At 53.9% G+C, this 20,324-nt stretch carries 18 protein-coding genes; 10 read left to right on the top strand and 8 right to left on the bottom strand.

The annotated features are described in order from the left end of the window. Nucleotides 1-63: 63 nt before the first annotated feature. The 7 genes from AB4N41_RS21135 (at nucleotide 64) to AB4N41_RS21105 (ending at nucleotide 3,749) form a co-directional block, all read left to right on the top strand. Nucleotides 64-786: a LexA family protein gene (locus AB4N41_RS21135; RefSeq protein ID WP_258717592.1), complete on the top strand. Its 723-nt coding sequence runs from the start codon at nucleotides 64-66 to the stop codon at nucleotides 784-786. Nucleotides 787-882: 96 nt separating this feature from the next. Next, the gene (locus tag AB4N41_RS21130) at nucleotides 883-1,062 is read left to right on the top strand and encodes a hypothetical protein (RefSeq protein ID WP_460137981.1); all 180 of its coding nucleotides are present in this window, start codon (nucleotides 883-885) and stop codon (nucleotides 1,060-1,062) included. Continuing rightward, the gene (locus AB4N41_RS21125; RefSeq protein WP_460137979.1) at nucleotides 1,059-1,649 is read left to right on the top strand and encodes a hypothetical protein; all 591 of its coding nucleotides are present in this window, start codon (nucleotides 1,059-1,061) and stop codon (nucleotides 1,647-1,649) included. The genes AB4N41_RS21130 and AB4N41_RS21125 overlap by 4 nt, the downstream gene beginning before the upstream one ends. 10 nt (nucleotides 1,650-1,659) lie before the next feature. Further along, a complete protein-coding gene (locus tag AB4N41_RS21120) occupies nucleotides 1,660-1,941 on the top strand; it encodes a phage antirepressor KilAC domain-containing protein (RefSeq protein ID WP_460137977.1) in 282 nt (93 codons plus the stop codon). Between the two features lie 158 nt (nucleotides 1,942-2,099). Beyond that, on the top strand, nucleotides 2,100-2,453 hold the full coding sequence (locus tag AB4N41_RS21115; protein WP_460137975.1) for a pyocin activator PrtN family protein: 354 nt from the start codon (nucleotides 2,100-2,102) through the stop codon (nucleotides 2,451-2,453). Next, complete coding sequence (locus AB4N41_RS21110; protein ID WP_460137973.1) at nucleotides 2,443-2,679, top strand: DUF4224 domain-containing protein; 237 nt, start codon at nucleotides 2,443-2,445, stop codon at nucleotides 2,677-2,679. Before AB4N41_RS21115 ends, AB4N41_RS21110 begins: the two co-directional genes overlap by 11 nt. 2 nt (nucleotides 2,680-2,681) lie before the next feature. Further along, nucleotides 2,682-3,749 carry a tyrosine-type recombinase/integrase gene (locus AB4N41_RS21105; RefSeq protein WP_460137971.1) on the top strand — a complete coding sequence of 356 codons (1,068 nt, stop codon included), beginning with the start codon at nucleotides 2,682-2,684 and terminating at the stop codon, nucleotides 3,747-3,749. Nucleotides 3,750-3,985: 236 nt separating this feature from the next. Here the strand turns inward: AB4N41_RS21105 and AB4N41_RS21100 are convergent, their stop codons facing one another. Further along, nucleotides 3,986-7,999, bottom strand: coding sequence for an NACHT domain-containing protein (locus tag AB4N41_RS21100; RefSeq protein WP_460137969.1), 4,014 nt, complete (start codon nucleotides 7,997-7,999; stop codon nucleotides 3,986-3,988). Nucleotides 8,000-8,547: 548 nt separating this feature from the next. Between AB4N41_RS21100 and AB4N41_RS21095 the strand changes: the two genes are divergently transcribed. Then, nucleotides 8,548-11,400, top strand: a complete 2,853-nt coding sequence (locus AB4N41_RS21095) for an AAA family ATPase (RefSeq protein WP_460137967.1) — start codon at nucleotides 8,548-8,550, stop codon at nucleotides 11,398-11,400. Nucleotides 11,401-11,944: 544 nt separating this feature from the next. On the opposite strand, the gene AB4N41_RS21090 is transcribed toward AB4N41_RS21095, so the two are convergent. The 6 genes from AB4N41_RS21090 to pstS form a co-directional block, all read right to left on the bottom strand. Then, nucleotides 11,945-12,586 carry a hypothetical protein gene (locus AB4N41_RS21090; protein ID WP_252878109.1) on the bottom strand — a complete coding sequence of 214 codons (642 nt, stop codon included), beginning with the start codon at nucleotides 12,584-12,586 and terminating at the stop codon, nucleotides 11,945-11,947. Further along, complete coding sequence (locus tag AB4N41_RS21085) at nucleotides 12,586-13,284, bottom strand: hypothetical protein (RefSeq protein WP_252878108.1); 699 nt, start codon at nucleotides 13,282-13,284, stop codon at nucleotides 12,586-12,588. The genes AB4N41_RS21090 and AB4N41_RS21085 overlap by 1 nt, the downstream gene beginning before the upstream one ends. A 93-nt stretch (nucleotides 13,285-13,377) precedes the next feature. Next, nucleotides 13,378-14,139 carry a phosphate ABC transporter ATP-binding protein PstB gene (gene pstB / locus AB4N41_RS21080; protein WP_016774591.1) on the bottom strand — a complete coding sequence of 254 codons (762 nt, stop codon included), beginning with the start codon at nucleotides 14,137-14,139 and terminating at the stop codon, nucleotides 13,378-13,380. Between the two features lie 75 nt (nucleotides 14,140-14,214). Then, nucleotides 14,215-15,126: a phosphate ABC transporter permease PstA gene (gene pstA / locus AB4N41_RS21075; RefSeq protein ID WP_016774590.1), complete on the bottom strand. Its 912-nt coding sequence runs from the start codon at nucleotides 15,124-15,126 to the stop codon at nucleotides 14,215-14,217. Then, nucleotides 15,126-16,091, bottom strand: a complete 966-nt coding sequence (gene pstC / locus AB4N41_RS21070; protein WP_024012838.1) for a phosphate ABC transporter permease subunit PstC — start codon at nucleotides 16,089-16,091, stop codon at nucleotides 15,126-15,128. Before pstC ends, pstA begins: the two co-directional genes overlap by 1 nt. A gap of 74 nt (nucleotides 16,092-16,165) precedes the next feature. After that, nucleotides 16,166-17,197: a phosphate ABC transporter substrate-binding protein PstS gene (gene pstS / locus AB4N41_RS21065; RefSeq protein WP_051600442.1), complete on the bottom strand. Its 1,032-nt coding sequence runs from the start codon at nucleotides 17,195-17,197 to the stop codon at nucleotides 16,166-16,168. 313 nt (nucleotides 17,198-17,510) lie between these two features. Between pstS and AB4N41_RS21060 the strand changes: the two genes are divergently transcribed. Further along, complete coding sequence (locus AB4N41_RS21060) at nucleotides 17,511-18,950, top strand: ATPase domain-containing protein (RefSeq protein ID WP_130899380.1); 1,440 nt, start codon at nucleotides 17,511-17,513, stop codon at nucleotides 18,948-18,950. A 23-nt stretch (nucleotides 18,951-18,973) separates the two neighbouring features. Then, a complete protein-coding gene (locus AB4N41_RS21055; RefSeq protein WP_016774585.1) occupies nucleotides 18,974-19,333 on the top strand; it encodes a response regulator in 360 nt (119 codons plus the stop codon). Here the strand turns inward: AB4N41_RS21055 and AB4N41_RS21050 are convergent. Further along, entirely contained in the window at nucleotides 19,328-20,284 is a 957-nt protein-coding gene (locus tag AB4N41_RS21050) for a fimbrial protein (RefSeq protein ID WP_150635413.1), read from the bottom strand. The genes AB4N41_RS21055 and AB4N41_RS21050 overlap by 6 nt on opposite strands. Between the last annotated feature and the right edge of the window lie 40 nt (nucleotides 20,285-20,324).

The raw sequence follows: 20,324 nt of genomic DNA, 5'->3' as shown, positions 1-20,324 counted from the left end.
CAACTGTCGGTTGATAATAATGTTCAACTGACAGATTAGCAATCATTATGTGACTATCAACCTATGATTGATAAAGAATCCGAAAGACTTATGTTTGCCGAGCGGCTTAATACTGCACTGGACGCCAATGGCGTTCGTCAGCGTGGCCGAGGGGCAGACATCATCAAACAGCTCAGCTCCAAGGGAGTGGTTAAGACCGCCCAAGCCGTCAGTAAATGGCTAAACGGGGCGGCTATTCCAGAAATCGATAGTTTGACGGCGCTATCCGCCTGGCTAGGCGTGCGCAGGGAGTGGCTTGAGCATGGGGTCATGCCAGTTTTTCCTCATGAAGCAGGTAATCAGCAAGTAGCGCAGGACGAGAACGTTATCGCCTTGACATCAAGCATGAACAAAGTGCCGCTGATTTCATGGGTTCAAGCTGGAGCTTGGTGCGAGATTGCCCCTACCGTCGAACTACTCCATGCCGAACAGTGGGTGCCCTGCCCTGTGAATATCAGCAGATCGGGGTATGCGCTTCGCGTTGTCGGAGACTCAATGACAAATACCGGCCCAGGTCGCAGCTATCCAGAGGGCTGCATCATTTTTGTCGATCCCGATCTCGCTGTGAACAACGGTGATCGAGTGATCGCTTCTTTGCCGAGCAGCAACGAAGCCACGTTCAAGGTATTAGTGAAGGACGCCGGAAAGCACTACTTGAAACCTATCAACCCGCAATACCCCATCATTGAAATGACGGATGAAATGCAAATTTGCGGAAAAATCGTTGGCTCATTCACTCCCGAGTGAATAGTAAACCCCATATTTTCACCTGATGGTTGTTGACATAATTTAACCACTGGTTGATATTTGCCTCACTCTTTACCACAGAGCGAGGCAATACCTATGCGCACCACCGCAACCTTGCATGTCCATCCAGCATGCGTCAGCAATCGCAAACTGATTGAACAGCTGCAGCTCACCACGGGCTGCCTGGTCGTCATTCGTAACAGCAAACCCAAGCTTGTCGCCAAGCCCTGCCAGCCCTCTCCTATCGATCCGAACGGTGGAGGGCATGCGGCATGATCAAGTACAAGATCGACAACCGCACCCTGCAGTTGCTTAACGCCCAGGTCAGCCTAACCGAGACCTTCAACCACGTCCTGCGCACAGCACCGAAGCGTGAATGCCTGGCATTCCGCCTCAAGGCTGAGCGCGGCGCAGTGGAAAGCACTTTTGTCGTGGAACTGGGCAGCGAACGCCACACGCTGACCCTGCCAAACGACAAGAAGATGCACCTCAAACTGGCCGACTTTATTGAAGAGATTGCCAACGGTCCGTTCGACGCGAGCAACTCCAGCGATCTGGTGCATCTCCCACATGCGGATCGTCAATACGGTCGCTTTGAAGCCCAGGACAAGCAGCGCTTGTTCGAACTGGTGCACACCGGCGGCGTGCTGAGCCTCGACATGGGCTTTCAACTTCCCCTGCATGTGGCGCTGCATCGTACTCATACACGCCGCGGCGTCACCGCGATCTTGAGCATCGGCAACAAGAGTCCGCATACGCGCTGCTTCACCTTGTATGACTCCGATGCCGAGATCTACGCAAGGCTCCTTGAGTCCATCAACCACCTTGCTGCAGCGGCCACTCCTGCTGCACACGCGGCATGAGGAGGACGATATGGAACGCACCCTCGCCCAAGCAGCCGCACAACTCGGCCTCACTCGCCCCAAATTGATCGCTCTCATGCGAGAAAAAGGTTTGCTCAAGGGAAACCTGCCGGCGGACCCGAAGCGCGACAAAGCGTATCTGCGGGTCAAGGACAGCCCCTGGTATGACGAAAAATGCGGAATGCAGTACAGCCAGTCGACCCGCGTCATGCAAGGCGGCATCCGCTGGCTGGCCGAGCAGTTGGACATTGATCTTCCTGCCATCCCGGCAGATCGCCGTGACGTGGCCTAGGGACTACGCCCGCCAGATCGTTGCTATGCGCACACGCGAGGAGCGCAACGCCGCGCTCCTCGAAGTGCCCGAACATCTGCGCGAGCTGACCAGACGCCACTGCCTGAACGCCTGGAACCACCCGGCACGACAACAACGCAAGGAGGCTCGAAAAGTCCATGAGTAACGCTGCACAGAATCCGCTTCGTCTGCATCCGGCGCCCGAATCGGCCACCGTCGAACTGCTCTATCGAATCTTCGGTGACGTCCTGATCCCGCTAGAAAAAGTCCGCGAGCAGTACTTTCGCAATCTCAACGAGCAGTCGTTCGTGACGGAGATCAACAGCGGCCGGATCCAGCTTCCGATCACCACGCTGGACACCAGCCGCAAGGCTCTCAAATACGCCCACATCCGGCACGTCGCCTCGCTGATCGACATCCGCGCCTACAAAGCCGACGAGAGCATGCAACGCCAACAGGGCGACCCCATACAAGCAGAAGCGAATTTAGAAAGGGATAAACATGGAAATTAATAGCGAAACTCTTGCCGAGGACGAACTGGTCGCAATCACCGGATATCAACGACCTTCATTGCAGCTGGACTGGCTCAATCGAAATGGCTGGAAATACGTACTTACAGGTGCAAGACGACCCGTTGTTGGTCGCGTGTACGCCCGAATGAAACTGTCCGGTGTGAAGCCTTCATCTGACAATATTGCGGCTGAAGCCTGGTCGCTAGATCTTTCACGCGTGGGGTAAAAATGCGACCAAGAAAGGCTGCAAATCGGGATCTGCCACCTCGAATGATCAGGCGGGTCAGGTCAATGAAAAACGGCTCAGAGTGGGTCGGGTATTACTACGACGGGAGAGATGATCAGGGGAAGAGGAAGGAAATTCCTTTGGGTGGCGACTTGGATGTCGCCAAGGCGGAATGGGCGAAACTCGATTGCAAACCAATTCCGCAAAAGAACACCCTTCTGGGAAAAGTTTTCGACCGATACGAAGCCGAGATCATTCCGGCGAAAAAGCCTAGAACCCAAAAGGACAACTTGCTTTCACTCACGCAACTCAGGAAAGCATTCAGCGAAGCGCCGATCAATGCGGTGACACCACAGGTGATAGCCCAGTACCGCGACAAACGGACCGGGAAGGTTCGGGCAAATCGCGAGATCTCACTGCTCTCGCACATCTATAACATTGCCAGGGAATGGGGTATCACTGACAAGGAAAATCCAGCCTCCGGTGTGCGCAAAAACAAAGAGACACCACGTGACTTTTATGCTGATGCCGCGATCTGGAATGCCGTCTATGGTGTTGCCGTGCCAGAACTCAAAGACGCCATGGACCTGGCCTATCTTACGGGCCAGCGCCCTGCTGATGTCCTATCCATGCGCGCTACGGATGTCACCAACAGCTTTCTGCTGGTTGCGCAGGGCAAGACCTCGAAAAAGCTCCGCATCCGGCTCGATGCAGGCGAGATCATTAACGGTTTAGGTGAGCTGATAGAAAAGCTGCTCGTACAGCGGAAGGCGCGCGCAGTACGAAACCCGTATTTGATCATTACGGAGGATGGTCGCCGCGTGACCGCGCCAATGCTTCGCCTACGATTCGACGATGCACGCAATGTTGCTATCGCGAAAGCTCTAGAGGACGGAGATGCGCAACTCGCTTCAAGCATTCGACAGTTTCAGTTCAGGGATATCCGGCCGAAGGCAGCCAGTGAGATTGACGACCTTGGTCATGCCAGCCGACTGCTTGGGCATACCGATAAACGCATAACAGAAACAGTTTATCGACGCGTCGGCGAGATCGTGAAACCCACACGATGAACCCAACATAATTGGTTAAATTCGCTCAGGGGTGCCCTAACCGTTCACCTCGAACTTTAGAGCTGCTCTCCGCGACATGGAGCTCTAGGCCATAAGCTGCCAGTTGTATCCGGCAGCAACCGGCCAGAGGCGGTAATTCCGCCCGCCCCTAAAACTAGGGATGAGCGGAGTGCGTTAGTTGGCCAATTCTAGACCTGCTGCGCTCGGCTTACGGTTCGTTCTTTTATCGTCGCATTTTAGGATTTAGAAACGTCCAGAACGAACACATCAATCAGTCCAGCTAGCTCTGGCGGCATCGTTTTCTCGATGCTGCATTTCAGTTCCTGAGCGGTGGTGATATTTCGGTTTTTTATTCCTGCGACGTTCACATCTTGGCCAAACCAGATCACAAGATAAATGCCTTGGTTTTCAGCGTCGGGATGGATGGAGTAGCGCGAATATAGTTGCGCCGCCGCCGCAGTATATAACTCTCTATGCCACTGACCTTTTACCTCAATCACAAGCAGCCGTCTTGTACCGCCAATCAATTTTGTCGCCGTGAAGTCGCTGCGGTTGGCACTTTTCAGCTGGTGCTCCGGCGTAATTACGATGCCCTGCGGCTTGAGTATTAGGCTAAGACGTTCAGCAATGATCTCGGTAGCTCGTACTTCGTTCAAGTGATTACCATCGTCGTAAAAGCGATCTGCAGAGTTAAATTCACCACCGTTTATTGCTTTTTGAAAATCCTGAAGCTCCTGGAGAACGAGTTGGCGCAAGCCCTCAACATTCACCACCATGTCGCGATCCAGACGATCGACGATTTCTTGTGGCGTCGGCGGTTCGAAATCCCTCCGTGCTTTCTGACTAATTTTACCTGCACGAATGCTCTTAAGATCGTTGTAAAAGTCTGTGAACTTCGGATCGGCAAGGAGGCGATCAATGACAGGGACGGCGTCATCGGAGACATCTGATTCGATTAGCCAAACGATTTCTGTCAAAAAGCGGTATGCGTTTTCTCCGCTGGGGCTTCCCGTACCCCAGTGGCCCGGGAGGTCTACCTTCGGCCACTTGTCAATAAATGCCTCTAGAACAGCCACCACTTTGCTTAATGTGAGATTGGGCCAATGCGAGTGTTCGCCATAGTTAAATCGCGCAGAGCGCCCTTTAAGCAAAAATATGGTGTCCCTGTCAGTTTTAAGCCAATTCCAGTACGCTCCAGGAGTGTTCCCTAAAAAATAAAAAGCGCGCACGAGCCAAAACACGCGCCTGTTTTCGAGGTCTTCATCGCCAGTTGGGCTGGGCCACGCGGACATGAAAGCTGAGCAGCGCTCTGCGATGATCTTTTGAAGGGCATCGCGATCACCGAACTCAGCCGCAATTTCAAAGAGCGTATCAAGCGATCCGAGCTTCAGATCGGGAAATCGGTCAAGCCATTCTATTGAGATTGTCGCCCTCAAGTGGCTGAAAACTTCATCACCGCGTAACAACCAAATATCGGGATGTTGACAACCCTTTTGTGTGAGTTGGGGCTCGACGTACTGCCGGAGAAAGGTTTCGGCACTTCCCGCGGCTGCGAAAATCAGGCGGTTGACTTCATTTTTCAGCGCTTGGCGTTCTTCATCGGATACTGCACTGTAGCCCATGTCGAGATTTGTTCGCAGTGCGTTAAGTAACGGTAGATCGACATTTTGCAGGTTTCCGTCGCTGCGCATGATTTCCAAGCAAGCTGCAAAGAGAACAGGCTCAGTGCATGCGCCCTGTGATGCACATTGTAATTCCGCAAGCCTGAGTAAATTAGGGACATCGGGAGCAATGAAATCTAGGCAGTTCCTGAGAGCTTTACTAACAATTGTTCCATCGTCGAACTCAAACTCAATTTTATCGGGGGAGTTAAGTGCTAAATCTGCAAAGCGCGCAAGATAACCCCAATGCCGACCACTTTCAACAAGCTCTCGATTGTCCCGCAAATACTGGGCATTTAAATTATTGATGTGATTTTGTTCCCGATTGCGGCGTTTCATCCTACGCCTGTGGGAAAACATGCTTTTTTGTTGAGATTGTGAAAGTTGCGCGGCAGCTCTGTTGAACTTTACCCATTCGCGCATCAAAGAAGATTTCTCCAATGCCTGTTCACGCATGTGCCGACGCAGTTTATTCGGGCCCCGCAGTGCTTTACTTTGATGAACGTTATGCATAGCGATGTAACTCGCCCACAAGACCGGATTATCAACTTCAAACGCAAGATCGACCATAAAGTTGTAATCAGTGGATTGAAACCGAAGGCCAGAGTGAGAATGGAAATCAAATTTCTGAATTTTAGTTTCGAAAATATCGTCGCCATTGGTAAGATTTCCAAGTGCTAGTGCCATAATCCCCTGGCGCAATCCATCATCATTTTGAAGCACTTGAACTGCCTTGCTCTGAGCAGCTGATTTCTGCTCATGAAAAATCAGATTTCCGATCCAATGCCAAACTTTTTTTGGCGCAAAAGGAGGCATTGCCAACTCGAAGTATCGATCCAGCATTAGACCAACAATCTTGCTGACTCCAATTCGACAATCACATTCGTAATATTTTTTTCTGCATGTGCAAACAAGGTCATTAGTTAGATCATCAAGTAGCCACTCAATTGACTTCAAATCGAGTCCGCCAATAAAACGACGTATGAAATAGCGAGTACCGATTGTGGATCTGTAAGATTCTTTCTGATTAGGGTAAAGGTTTGAGCAGACTCGAAAGAAGCTGGAGAGGTAAGCTAAACCCAATGATTCTGCGCCTATAGCCGTAAGGATGGATACCGCAATTTTCAGAGAAGTATGACTAGCTTCAGAGACTAATACTCCTAAATCAGCACTATGGTCGTAGTCCGAAAGGTCGAGCAGACATCTACTAGCCAACAAGCGAGTATGTTCGCTTTCGCTTGAGTTCAATACGAGTTGACGCAGTTCTTGTGTCAGATGCGTAATCGCTGGTGACCCCGTCAATAGCTCAAGAATTAGATCACGCAAATGCCCTTCACTGCCGCTCGCTAGCAGGGGTTTGATCTCTGTCATTACCTCTTGAGTGAAGAGGCCTGAAGCACTGAACCTGCGCCATGCATCCCCTCGGCGAAAATAGGGGTCCTTCGTTTCAACTTCTTTCAATCCCTGTATAAGTAGGCGTTTTGACGAGTGTTCAAGTTGAGAGGGATCACCGTTAGCAAGCACCGCGTAGGGATCAAGCTTAATAGCAACCTCTTGAACGGATCTGTCGCCTAGTGCCGCGAGCCAACCCAGTAATCCGCGGAGTTCATCTCGAACTACGTTGTTCGGAGCTATGATTGGTAGGCATTTATATAATGTCAGCGGATCAACCGGATCAGCAATTCGCTTTGCAAGGTAGTCTGCCGCACAGTATTCAGCAACGATCTTGTGAACGGGCCGATGCTGATCCGCACTTTCTCCAGGTTTGAAAAGCCGAGTTGCCAAGATGCCTTCAGCTGCTGTGTGTCTGTCAAAGAGTGATGCCAACAATGGATAGATTCGATCTGCGGTTAACTCGCTCGTCCCTATTCCTTCTGCTCCGGACAACAAAAGCTTTGCGAACACTTCAGACGACAGAGCAACCCTTTGCGTGCTGGATAGCGTCTGCGCTACATTGACGTTAGCTTCCTTCGCCAACCGTTCGACCGCTTGCGAGAATATATTTCTTTTATCTGTGAAGCGTCTGCCACTTTCGATATAGGCGTCTGCGAACATCTTGAGAAATTGGGGATTCGGGAGTAACGATCCTAAGTCAAATCGAGCTACTTCCGTTTGGAATTTTGAAAACTCCTCACCCCGAACATGATGATGAAAAATTTCTCGCTGTTCGCCCTCTTCAAACTCGCATAGCCTAACCACCAGCGGTGCGCATCCTAAATACTCTTCGAAGGCATTTGTGGCAGCTGTGCCCCACTCGCTGGATCGGCTCGAAATGATGACGCGAGTTGGCTTTGCTTTTCTGGCGTTAGCGAGAAGGCTATGAATCCCCGTTTGATCGAGTTTGGCCAGCTCATCAAAAGCATCGATCACGAGTGGGTGATTTTCGACATCAGCACCTAACTGCTTGAACTTATTTGCGGTAACTGTGGAAGTTCCTAGCTGCCGAGCTAGACTTTTCATAAGTTCAGTTTTTCCGCCTCCGGGCTCTGCTAAAACAACAATGTGATTTGAAGCCGCCAGCAATGCTTCTTCAGTGTAAACACTATCGTTGTTGGAGAGGCTGCGCGGAAGATAGAAAGTTGAATTCATAAGATAAATTCTGCATTTTAATTGCACCTTATTTGCGGTGCTATGTCATTTCAGCCAGGTCAGTTGTACTGACTGCTCCCTGCTAATGATAGTACGTCATTTAAATCTCAAATGGGCGTTGCAAAAATTCTAGCGCTCGGTTTTTCGGTACGGTGTCAATCTCAGCGAGACTTATCTGCCGGGGCAAAGGTTCGTGATGCTGATTGCGTTAACACTCTAAATCGCACACAATTTACTAGACACGTCTGTAATGACCGCTTTTGGCCGATTGCTGTCCGCTGCGAAGGGCGCCAGTCGCCCCGTAGAGGACAATCGCCTGTGTGAACTCAGACGCCAAGTCTTTAGGGCTCCCGGCATAGTTCATCACAGATTCCGCCCCATTCCCCCAGTAGGTCGCGTCCACAGTTCGTGTCCGTGGCTTGAATGGATTCATCAAATTCAGATCTGCAGAGCTCAACAAATAGCAAAGGGCCCTGACACTTGGCTTGGTGATAATGGCTTTCTGACTTCAGTCCGACTACGCTCACGCGCATCAGGAAGGAGGCGCGATGAGCCAATACCTTTTGAGTTTTGCAAGGCAGAATCTTGAAGGACGCAGTGACGCTTACCTCGTGCTGCTCTGGTGCATGTACCAAGCGAACCAAGGCAAGGGCCGCTATTCTGACCACATCAAAACGCACATTACAGCGGCAGCTGACCAGTTGCTGGGGCGCAACTATCAGCGGATCGCCGCACGCTTCAAAAAGGTGCTCGACAGTAAGCCCGAATTGGATCGCATACCGCCCTCCGGACTCGGTACGTTGGACTACCTTCGCGTAAAAAACTTCCGAGGCTTCGGAGAATTTGGCCCTGACGACACAGGCACCTTTATTCGCTTCGGTAAGCTGAAGAACATCTTCTACGCACCCAATGGCGGAGGCAAATCATCGTTGTGCGAGGCGTTGGAAATCGGCACCACTGGCGATATCAAAGAAGCCGCCAGGCGCAAGACTAAGGTCAATCAGTACATCGCCCGGGGAGAGGTGAAGCCCAGGCTCATGCTGATGGGAACAGACAAGTTGCCAGTCAAGCGAAGCATCAGTTGGTCGGGCTGTTTCATTGATCGGAACCGTCTTCAAGAGTTTTCGTTGCTGGGCTCCAAGGATACTGGCAGTGCCGAGAGTGATGTCTTGGCCACCTTGTTTGGTTTGGAGGAACTCCAGGAGGTCATTTCTCGGTTCGTCCGGCCTGAAAGTTTCTCGCTCAAAGCCTTCATGCGTGCTGATCAAGCCGACGCACTGGACATCCTGGAACGTGCCAGGGTAAGCCTGGGCCAGCTGCGGCGTAATCACAGAGCAGACCTTCATGCATCGATTTCCGAGAGTTGTAGGCTGCTGGGGCTAAGAGCCGACCAAGACTTCGATGTGCGCCGAAAGGTCTTGCGGTTGCGCGACACGGTTGAAATGCATATTCGTGGCGCTGAGCGCCTGCGAGCTGCCAAGGCTCCGTTCGCTATATCGCTAAAGCAAGTCAGGCATATCTGTGCCATCGCTCAGCGCTTGCTCCAACGCAGAGCCGATATCGAGAAGGTGTTTCTGCAGAGAGCCAGCGAGGTCAATTATCGCGCCGTATATGAGGCATTGGTGGCCATCGAACAGTTACAGGTCGGGGAAGCTTGTCCCGCATGCCTGACGCCCCTCAACCAGGTGGTGATGAACCCGTTTAAGAGGGCGCGGGAGCAGATCAAGGCATTGGGTGCACTAGAGTCCCTTAAGCAATCCAAGCAGAGAAATGACGCCCGAATCGCGCTCTGGGCTTCACGAGTAGCGACCGGAATCGGCGAGGTGAAAGGCAATGAACACGCCGATGTTCCCTGTCCACTGAACATGGACGAATTGGAGGTGGAGCTTGCAAAGTTCCATGCCGCTACCGATCGCTCGGAAGTGGCGCCGTCCGTTCTCGACTCGTTTCTGAAGCTCTGTGCGCGGAGTGCAGATCAGCTCGAGGACTACTTGCGCACCTGTGAGCGCAAGCTTGGGGAGGTTGGCCAGGCAGACGCCCAGGCAGCTCGCCTCGAAGAACGGGTGACGCAGTTGAAAGAAATTGACGATTTGCTGAAGCATCAGTTCGACAGAAAAAAACTGGCGATAAGCGAGTTCAAGGTCGCCAACGACCAGATGGCAGACCTGATAAAGCAAAAAGCGGCATTGCTCAACGATGCAGTCGACAATAGCCACTTCAACCAGTTGCTCAAGGATCTGGAAGCTGAGTACCGAACGCTGTACCGCGACTTGCTGGATTACAAGCTTGAGCTAGAGAAAGCGCGAATCACCGGGATCGAAGCCAAGGCAGCGGAGTACTACCGCGCGATCAACAACCACGACGATGACCATGAGCAGATCGCGTCGTTGACCTTCGACCGCCAGGGGGATAGCTATCGGATAAAGATCACCAGCGTGGACGGATCATTCCTTGATGCGTTTGCAGTGCTTAGCGAAGGGCATCTGCGAGCGTTGGGTTTGTCCATCCTCTTGGCGATGGCTGAGAAGAACAACTTCCCGCTCATCGTATTCGATGACGTCGTCAATGCGATCGACACCGATCACCGATCGAACATCATCGACCTGTTCTTCAGCGATGCTTACTTGCGTCGGATCCAAATGGTCGTCACCACCCATGACCGTCTTTTCTGGGAGCGTTTCTGTATTATTGCCCAGCGTCACGCGCAACAGGTTCAGTACACCAGTAATGTTCTCAGCTATACGAACAAAGGCATTCTAGTCATTGATCACGTGGGCAGCTTCCAGGAAAAAATTCTTGCCGCGCTTTCCGTGTTCGATGTTCGTCAAGCGCTGCTCTACTGTCGTATCTGGTTCGAATCCATGGTGCTTGAGTTCTGCATAGAAAATGAAGTCAAAGTAACCGCGCACTTTAATAAATCACAGCTCAAGAAGAGCATGTACCTGCAGGTCAGCCTGGAACACACCTTTTCGCTGGTGGAACCGTTCATTGACTATGACCTGTCATACTTCAATTTCATCAAGAATGACCTGGTCAACTGGGGTGGGCAGAACCAGGAGCACCATGCCTTCGACGAGGGCAGCCTGAACTTCGTGCACTCAAAGACTAGCAGTGAGGTCGTTAAAATCTACGACGCCATCCGCTATTTGGAGTGCCAGCTATTTGCAGCTAAGAAGAGAGAATCAGGCGTCAAATGTCTTGCCGACCTGAACGGTGATATCGCGTGGAGGCAGCGCAAGCTTGCAAGACTCGCCAAGGCGCCAGAAGAAGTTCAGAAGGAGCACCAGTCGGCGTTGAAAGCTCTGGAAAAGCGCGCGGTAGAACTCGACCAAGAGCTTCAGTTCATCGAACAATGTCTCGCCAGCGTCGCTCTGCGCGAGCAAGCTCAAGAATTGCCATGACCTCTGTTCCGCTTGGAGCAGATCTGGCTGTTTTGGGTTCATATTCTGCGAGGACTCAACGGCCGCTTTTGACCGTGTCCTGCCTGTTAAGGCTGACCAGGTGGCTGCAAATCTCACTTCAGATGAAAGTCGCTTTCCCTCAAGCGCAGTCTCTCAATAGCAGCTTGAAGTCTAGGGCGATCATGAGCCTACCCAGAACGCCAAAAAACCGGCCAACTTCGTTTCCGCAAATAAGTGTCCACCCCTTGATATCAGAGGCCTCCAGCGCATCAATGAATAGTGCCTAGCGGAAACGAATACAATTTAAAGCATTGATATATAAGGATTAATCTTCGGACTTGAAAACCGTCGACTGTAACAGGTCCATGAGTTCGAATCCCATCGCCTCCGCCATATTTGTACCGACAAAGCCCTGATTATTCAGGGCTTTGTCGTTTCTGCGAGATATGTTTGCGCAGCATCGTTTGCGCATCTGTTGAGTCATTTCACAGCAGTGCCTCGTACACCTGAGGCGCTGCTGCCCGAATAGCCAATGCGTACCCGCTCAGCCAAGCGACTCAAAGACAGCCTCCGCACGCTGTTGCACCGGCGCCTGAGGTCTGAGCATTTGCTGCCAGGCGAGCTGCGCCTGGACCTTGGCCACCGAATCCAGCACTTTCTGCGCCCAGCGATCATCCTCGGGATGCACCACGACCACCCGGAAGCCATGATCCTTGCCTTCAATCTGCACGCCCTCCGAATCATCGACATGCAAGTCGATATCGAACGCTGGCGGATACTTGGAAGGCGCATTCGACATCCCGTGCGCCGTCAGCGCACGGTTGTGCAGCACGCTGTTGACCACGCCATCGACGCGGATACCGTACAGCGCCAACCAGCGCCTGATATAGGACGGCGTGCGCCCGGATGAGGTGTAGACCCAGACACTGCAATCCTGGCGACGCAGCTCTCGGATCAGCGATCGTGTGCCCATCCGCAACGGCTCGCCCAGCCAGCGATGAATACAGGCCGGTAGTCGACTGTTCTCCACTGCGCAGTGGTGGAGCTGGCAAGCGAGCGTGTCATCGATATCGAATGAAATTCGTGTGCGCTGACGTTCGAACAACTGCGGCAAAACGCAGCGGACAGCCTGCCCTGCCCAGCTGCCGAAGGTTTTCAATCTGGCAAATGCTGGTGCCCGGTTCATCAATGGCCACCTTGAGAGAGAGGCAAAGGCTTGCCTTTGACAAAGAACTTCATTGGATCGGGCGCCTGTTCTTCTAAGAATGCTGCATATTTTTTCTTGATCTTGGGCAATTCGTACAACGCCTTGACGCCATGCTTGGCGGAGTTGCGGATGACCGAGGACGGGTTGAAGTAGCCCTCGGCGTTTTCCAGCGTCAACACGAATGGAGGCAGCCCCGCGCGCATTAGCAGGTAGCTGACAATCAGCGAGCCACTACGGTTATTGCCTTCGATAAACAGCTGCGGCTTGCTCAGAATGCGCACATAGACTCCCGCTGCACGCTTCCAGACTGACTCACTGCGATAAGCGCAATACCAGTTGTACAAGTCCTTGATGCCTCCCTCAACATTGTTGAAGAAGTGCGCCTCAGTGGCTGCCAGATGCTGGGCGTATTCCAGCCGGCGCGCCGGATCCCGGCCACAAAGCACTGTGGCATTGATCTCCAGCATCAGGTTCAGTTGCTGCAGATCGAACAGGTCGATGCCGCGGGCAACATATTCGTCAACCAACGCATAACCTTCAAGCACATTGTTCAGGACTTCGTCAGTGAACGGGTCTCGGGGCTCGGTGAAGTGCCGGCTGAGCTCGGCGAAACGGCTCTGCACGTTACGCAGTGCGCGTTCAATCGCAGGCAAATCAAGGCGATGCGTGGCAGGCATTGGAGCTCCTTGGAAACGCTTGGTAAATGTCCGCCGGTGCCCGCCAAATCCATTTGGCTTGTGCAGGTAGGCGGCCGTGACCGGTGCTGTGACTTAGCTGAACTTGCCGCTGATGTAATCGCCGGTCATCTGTTCACGCGGGTTGTCGAAGATCTGCGCCGTCGGGCCCATCTCGACCAGATAACCGGTGCGCGTGCCCTGGGAAATATCCACCGAGAAAAACGCTGTGGTGTCAGCAACACGGATGGCTTGCTGCATGTTGTGAGTGACCAGTGCGATGGTGTAGTCCTTCTTCAACTCGACCATCAATTCTTCGACGCGTCGGGTGGCGATCGGGTCCAGTGCCGAACAAGGCTCATCCAGCAGCAGGACTTCCGGCTCGGTGGCGATTGCCCGGGCGATACACAGGCGTTGCTGCTGGCCACCGGAGAGCGACAGGCCGCTGACCTTGAGCTTGTCCTTGACTTCGTCCCACAGCGCGGCGCCTTGCAGCGCATGCTTGACACGGTCGCCGATATCGCCCTTGTAGCGATTGAGGCGAAGACCAAACGCGACGTTGTCGAAGATGCTCATCGAGAACGGGTTAGGCTGTTGAAACACCATGCCGATGTAGCGGCGCACGACCACCGGGTCGACACCCTTGCCGTAGACGTCCTGCCCGAGGAAATGCACATGGCCCTCGAAACGAAAGCCCTTCACCAGATCGTTCATCCGGTTGAGACTGCGCAGCACGGTGCTTTTGCCGCAGCCCGAGGGACCGATGAATCCGGTGATCTTGTTTTTCTCGATGGGCACGTGGCTGTCACGTACTGCCATGAAGTTGCCGTAGAAAATCTTGTCCAGTTTGCAGTCCATGACTACAGGCGCCTGGGTGACAAACGGAGCGGCTATTTGCGCAGTGGATACGTTCAAAATCAGATGCTCCCGTTCTTAATACTTGGGCTTGCCGAAAATCCGGCTGATGATGTTCACGAACAGCACGATCATCACCAGCACCAACGAGGCCGCCCATGCGAGCTCGAGCTGGTTATCGAAAGGCATGCCGGAGAAGTTGTAGATCAGCACCGCCAGCGAGGCAGTCGGATTCATGACATCGAGATTGCCCTGGTGGTAGATCCAGTAGTTGCTGAAGAGCGCGGTAAATAACAGCGGTGCCGTCTCGCCTGCGGCACGCGCCACGGCGAGCATCACGCCAGTCAGGATCGCCGGCATGCCGGTCGGCAAGATGATTTTCCAGATGACCTGCGAGCGAGTGCAGCCCATGCCATAAGCAGCATCTTTCATGATCTTGGGCACCATCCGCATCGATTCTTCTGCGGTCAGCACCACGATAGGCAGCATCAGGACGGCGAGCGCCACGCCACCTGCCGGTGCCGAATATGTGCCAGTCGTCATTACAACCAAAGCGTAGGCAAATACACCTGCCAGGATTGATGGCAGGCCCGTAAGCATCTTGGCGGCAAAACGCGCGGCGTTCCCCAGCTTGCTATCCGGCCCCAGTTCAGCCAGAAAAATGGCCGCCATGATCCCGACCGGCACCGCGATCGCTGCCGCGATACCGACCATCACGAAAGTACCCGCCATCGCATTGCCGAAACCGCCACCCATCTCGAAGCCGGTCGGCGGCAGTTCAGTGAAGACTTCCAGGTTCAGACGCGCGCCACCACGAGTGATCAGCATGTAGAGCACGGAAATCAGCGGCACGCTGGCCAGCAAAGCACCTGCCCAGACCAGGGTGGTCAGGATCAGGCTGCGCAGCGCGCGGCCTTCGAACCTGCGTTGCAAACTCGGCATCGCACCGGTTGGCGCCGTCAGGTCTGTTGCTGCGGTCAGATCAGTCATCACTTGTTACCCCGTTGGGCGTACATCATGATCATCGAGCCGAAAATGTTCACGATCAGCGTAATCAACATCAGCACGAGCGCGGCATACATCAACACCTCGATCTCGTTTGGTCCGGCTTCGGGGAAGTTCAGCGCCAGCAGAGCGGCAAGCGTGTTGGCCGGTGCAAACAACGAGAGGGAAATGTTGTTGGCATTGCCGACCAGCATGGCCAGCGCCATCGTTTCACCCAGCGCGCGCCCCAGACCCAGCACCAGAGAGCCGAAAATGCCGGTGGCAGCCGAAGGCACCATCACTTTGAGAATCGCTTCCCAATGGGTTGTGCCCATGCCGTACGCGGCCTGTTTGGTTTTCATCGGCACAGCCGTCAGCGCGTCCTGCGAAACGGCGGCAATGGTCGGCAGAATCATGATGGCGAGCACCAGAGCTGCGGGCAGCAGGCCCGGACCGCTCAGGGACGTGCCGAAAAAGGGTATCCAGCCCAGTTCGCTGTTCAGCCAGGTCGTCAGCGGCCGAATCGCCGGGATCACCACATAGATCCCCCACAGGCCATAGACCACACTGGGGATGGCCGCGAGCAGTTCGACGATGGTGCGAAACAGCGCAGCGAGCTTGGTCGGCAGGAAATCCTGGGTCAGGAAAATCGCCATGCTCACGCCAAAGACACCGGCGATCAGCAACGCGATGAAGGCGCTGTAAAGCGTGCCCCAGATGGCCGGCAGGATGCCGTATTTGCCCTGGTTGACGTCCCACACACTGCCCAGAAGCACATCGAAGCCGTGCTTCTCCATACCGGGAAGTGCCTTGCGTCCGACTTCGAACACCAGTGCAAATACCAGCGCCAGAATCAGTACCACACCGATGCGCGCGAGCGCGCGGAAGGTGCGATCAACCAGGAAATCCTTCGTCGAAGGTGGCTGGCAGGCAGAGTCGGGATTAACCGGTACGACAAAAGGTTTGTTCATGGGCTAAGTCCGGAACAGGGGGAAAACTTTCCCGGCGTGGCGCAGACGCACACGCCGAGAGAGACCTCACGGCGTTACTGAATGTTGGCGGACGCTTTGCGAACCTGTTCGACGACCGATTGCGGCAACGGGATGTAACCCATCGAATCGGCAATCTTCTGCCCCTCGGTCAGACTGTATTCGACCATTTCACGCATGGCCTTGGCCTTGGCCGGGTTGCCATTGTCCTTGCGGAAAATCATCCAGGTATAAGAGGTGATCGGATAGGACTTGGCACCGTCCGGATCAGGCAGCCAGGCCACCAGGTTTTCCGGCATTTTCACCGCCGCCAGGGCCTCGGCACCGCTTTCGGCGTTTGGCACGACGTAATTGCCAGCCTTGTTCTGCAACTGGGCAAAGTCGACCTTGGCCAGCTTGGCGAAGCCATATTCGATGTAACCAATCGCACCAGGGGTCTGGCGTACGGTAGCGGTTACGCCATCGTTTTTCGGCGATTTGATGAACTTGTCACTGGCCGGCCAGTTGACGGTGTTGCCCTCACCCAACGCCTGCTTGAACTCGGCGTTGACTGTTGCCAGGTGCTTGGTGAATACCGCGGTCGTACCGCTGGAATCTGCACGCACTACAACGGTGATCGGCGTATCGGAGAGTTTCAGGTCCGGGTTGGCTGCGACGATCTGCGGATCGTTCCAGCGCGTGATCTTGCCCAGGAAAATGTTGGAATAGACGTCGCGTGGCAGCTTCAGGCCCTTGGGATTGCCCGGCAGGTTATAGGCCAGCACGATTTCCCCGGCGGTCATTGGCAGCAACTGCACGCCTTCGGCGACCTTGGCGATATCTTCGTCTTTCATTGCCGAGTCACTGGCAGCGAAATCCACGGTTTTGTTCAAGAAGTCCTGTACGCCCGCGCCACTGCCCTTGGATTGGTAATCGACAGTGACGCCATCGGATTTCTTGCTGAAATCCTTGAACCAGGTCAGGTAGATCGGCGCCGGGAAACTTGCTCCGGACCCCGTCAGGCGAACATTTTCTGCTGCAAATGAGGCCGAGGTGGCACAAAGAGATACCGCAATGGCGAGCGCAGCAGACTTCATCAAACTTTTCATTAAATGACACCTAGTGATTACGGGCTCCCGAACTCTGCAGCAGTTTTGTGACGATTTCATGAAAGCAAAGTGGCAAGCGTTACCCTCATGGTCCGCAGCAGCGCCTATGGATGTAATCGGCTTCCGGGTTTCGAAAAATCGAATCTTCCTGTGCCGGACTTGTCACTACCCCCTGATCCCGAGCAGTCACGTGCCAGGTTCACATTGCAAAAACGCTACTTTTCCCCAGCCTTTATGGCCCTCAACCGGAAATGGCGTTAGCATTTCACTCATTCGGCTGAACAAGCCTGTTTATTCAGATCAGGGTTGCATTGTGGAAAAGCTAAAACGCCTTCAAAGCGGGATCGAAGGGCTCGACGCGCTGCTTCAGGGGGGCTTTGTCGCGGGCGCCTCGTACATCATTCAAGGGCGTCCGGGCTCCGGCAAGACCATCCTTGCCAATCAGCTCGGATTTCACCATGCCCGCAACGGCGGCCGTGTTCTGGTCGCCACGTTGCTGGCCGAGTCCCACGACCGGCTGTTCCAGTTTCTATCGACGATGAGTTTCTTCGACGCCTCGCGAGTCGGCGCCGAAATTCAGTTTGTCAGCGCATTCGATACGCTGGAAAACGAAGGCCTCGATGAAGTCGTGAAGCTGCTGCGACGCGAAATCACTCGGCAGAAGGCGACCGTCATGGTCGTCGACGGCCTGCTCAACGCACGCTCCAAGGCCGACTCGCCGATCGATACGAAAAAATTCATCTCTGAACTGCAAGGCCATGCCGCATTTGCCGGTTGCACCGTGCTGTTCCTGACCAGCTCGCGCCTGGATGACGGCAGCCCCGAGCACACGATGGTCGACGGCGTCATCGAAATGGGCGAAGAACTTTTCGGTACCCGTTCGGTAAGGCGCATTCATTTGCGCAAGACTCGCGGCAGCGGCGCGTTGACCGGTCTTCACGAGTGCGAGATCACCGATAACGGCCTGGTCGTCTACCCGCGCCTCGAAAGCCTCTACAAGCGCCCTTCCGCCCCTGACAGCGCGGACATGACGCGCATTCCAAGCGGCATTGCTTCACTGGATGACATCCTCGGGGGTGGCTTGCACAGCTCCAGCGTGACGCTGGTCATGGGGCCTTCCGGGATCGGCAAGACCACGCTGGGTCTGAAGTTCATCGCACAGTCGACGGCCGAATCGCCGGGCCTGCACTTCGGCTTCTATGAAAGCCCGCAGCGGCTGCGGCTGAAAGGCCGTTCGCTGGGCATTGATATCGAACACATGGAACACAGCGGTGCGCTGAGCATTGCCTGGCAGCCAACTACCGAAGGCTTGCTGGACGGCCTCGGCGCACGCCTGCTGAGCCTGGTCGATGAAAAAGGCATCAAGCGCCTGTTCATCGATAGCCTCAGCGGCATGACTCGGGTTTCAACCACACCGGAACGCATCACCGACTTTTTCAGCGCGCTGATGAATGAGCTGCGATCCAGAGGCGTTACGGTGTTCGCCTCATGGGAAATGCGCGATTTGTTCGGCTCCGAGGTCAGCGCACCGAACTCCGACCTGTCCAGTATTGTCGACAACCTGATGCTCATGCGTTTCTTTGAGAATCACGCTGAACTTCACAGGACGCTTTCCATTCTCAAGATACGTGATAGCTCCTACAACCCGTCGCGGTTCGAGGTGGTTATCCGTGATCAAGATGTGTTCCTGGAAAAGGCTTTGAAAAATGAACCTTCAGTCACAGCTGAGTCATTGCCTGGTTCAATTTCGTAAGTCTGCAAGCGGGTTGAAATAACATGACCACCATCCTGGTAGTCGACGACGAGTATCTGATTGCTGACATTCTTGGCTTTGCGCTTGAGGATGAGGGCTTCATGACTGTGACCGCGAGCAATGGCAAGAAGGCTCTCGAAGTGCTGGAAAGAGAACGTCCAGCCTTGGTCATCACTGACTTCATGATGCCGGTCATGGACGGCCTCGAATTCGCCGAAGCCGTGCGTGCCCAGCCGTCCGTCAAACACTTGCCGATCATTCTCATGAGTGGCGCGCAAGCGCACATCGGCATGCAGCGTTCGGATCTGTTTGATGTGGTGGTGCCCAAGCCGTTTGATATTGCGGTGATTGTGGCTGAGGTGAAGAGGCTGTTGGGCTCATAGATACTCGACGACAAAGGCAATTTCGGCATTGGCATCGCCCGCTCGCATTTGCGCATTGGAAGGCTCGATGCGCACGAAGCGGGCTTGCAAGGAAATATATGCATTGCCGCCTTGCGATGTGGGCGCTTTCATTATGTAGTTCTGATTCAGTTTGAGTGTCGACTTGTCACTGAAGCGCATCTGCAATGCCAGACCTTTGGCAGTGGAATTACTGTTCAGATTTACCATGCCAGTACCAGCGTCCCACACAGGGCTGCCCGCAGTGGGTGAGAAGGAAAATCGGAAGTTGTTAATTCCTGTGGGACAGTTTTTCATATTGAGAGAAAAGTATTGCTCCTTGGCAGATGCGCCGTTCTCGGGGAAATCGCTCAAGTTATAGCTGCCCATATCGACTTTCACATCGGGTGTTTCGCAAGACTGTGAGACTACCCGCGTGCCGCTGGTATTCATTGCCAAAGGCTCGATTTCAGCAGCGACAAACGTCCCCAGTTGGCCTGAAGGTATCGTCGCACTGCCGGAAATAGTGCCCGTCTTTACAAAACGCAAGATGTGCTCCGAACCATTCCAACCCCAACCGCCAGCAGTGTCGGTAGTTCCTGGAAAGCCCTTCCACGCTTTCCCCGATGGCGGTCGGACCCATTGCCAGCCGATTCCGGTATTCCCAATAGGAAAAATCTCCACGCCCGGCTGAGTAACGCCGACATTATTGCGCACACCTTCATTGTGCACTGCGGAGCACCTGAACGAACTGGGAATGGAACCCAGCGTCACGATCGGACTTTCATAGATAACCGTGCCATTCGGCGCGTCACGTGGTACCGAGAGAGTGGCCGGCAGGATAACCCGCATATTGCCCATGGAATTGTCCGGATAAAATTCGCAGACCGCCGCCATTGCGTTTGACGACAGCATATACAAGAGCCCGACAATTAATACACGGCACAACTTCATAACACTCTCTCTGACTCTATCTAGCGTGTAAACAACTGAA

This window comes from Pseudomonas sp. S2_A10, assembly GCF_054668465.1.
This window is presented reverse-complemented; position numbering and strand designations above follow the sequence as displayed.

Excerpts from the sequence above, each read along its gene's own strand:
- AB4N41_RS21135 (WP_258717592.1), top strand. The coding sequence starts at position 64 with ATGATTGATAAAGAATCCGAAAGACTTATGTTTGCCGAGCGGCTTAAT.
- AB4N41_RS21130 (WP_460137981.1), top strand. The coding sequence starts at position 883 with ATGCGCACCACCGCAACCTTGCATGTCCATCCAGCATGCGTCAGCAAT.
- AB4N41_RS21125 (WP_460137979.1), top strand. The coding sequence starts at position 1,059 with ATGATCAAGTACAAGATCGACAACCGCACCCTGCAGTTGCTTAACGCC.
- AB4N41_RS21120 (WP_460137977.1), top strand. The coding sequence starts at position 1,660 with ATGGAACGCACCCTCGCCCAAGCAGCCGCACAACTCGGCCTCACTCGC.
- AB4N41_RS21115 (WP_460137975.1), top strand. The coding sequence starts at position 2,100 with ATGAGTAACGCTGCACAGAATCCGCTTCGTCTGCATCCGGCGCCCGAA.
- AB4N41_RS21110 (WP_460137973.1), top strand. The coding sequence starts at position 2,443 with ATGGAAATTAATAGCGAAACTCTTGCCGAGGACGAACTGGTCGCAATC.
- AB4N41_RS21105 (WP_460137971.1), top strand. The coding sequence starts at position 2,682 with ATGCGACCAAGAAAGGCTGCAAATCGGGATCTGCCACCTCGAATGATC.
- AB4N41_RS21100 (WP_460137969.1), bottom strand. The coding sequence starts at position 7,999 with ATGAATTCAACTTTCTATCTTCCGCGCAGCCTCTCCAACAACGATAGT.
- AB4N41_RS21095 (WP_460137967.1), top strand. The coding sequence starts at position 8,548 with ATGAGCCAATACCTTTTGAGTTTTGCAAGGCAGAATCTTGAAGGACGC.
- AB4N41_RS21090 (WP_252878109.1), bottom strand. The coding sequence starts at position 12,586 with ATGAACCGGGCACCAGCATTTGCCAGATTGAAAACCTTCGGCAGCTGG.
- AB4N41_RS21085 (WP_252878108.1), bottom strand. The coding sequence starts at position 13,284 with ATGCCTGCCACGCATCGCCTTGATTTGCCTGCGATTGAACGCGCACTG.
- pstB (WP_016774591.1), bottom strand. The coding sequence starts at position 14,139 with ATGGACTGCAAACTGGACAAGATTTTCTACGGCAACTTCATGGCAGTA.
- pstA (WP_016774590.1), bottom strand. The coding sequence starts at position 15,126 with ATGACTGATCTGACCGCAGCAACAGACCTGACGGCGCCAACCGGTGCG.
- pstC (WP_024012838.1), bottom strand. The coding sequence starts at position 16,091 with ATGAACAAACCTTTTGTCGTACCGGTTAATCCCGACTCTGCCTGCCAG.
- pstS (WP_051600442.1), bottom strand. The coding sequence starts at position 17,197 with ATGAAAAGTTTGATGAAGTCTGCTGCGCTCGCCATTGCGGTATCTCTT.
- AB4N41_RS21055 (WP_016774585.1), top strand. The coding sequence starts at position 18,974 with ATGACCACCATCCTGGTAGTCGACGACGAGTATCTGATTGCTGACATT.
- AB4N41_RS21050 (WP_150635413.1), bottom strand. The coding sequence starts at position 20,284 with ATGAAGTTGTGCCGTGTATTAATTGTCGGGCTCTTGTATATGCTGTCG.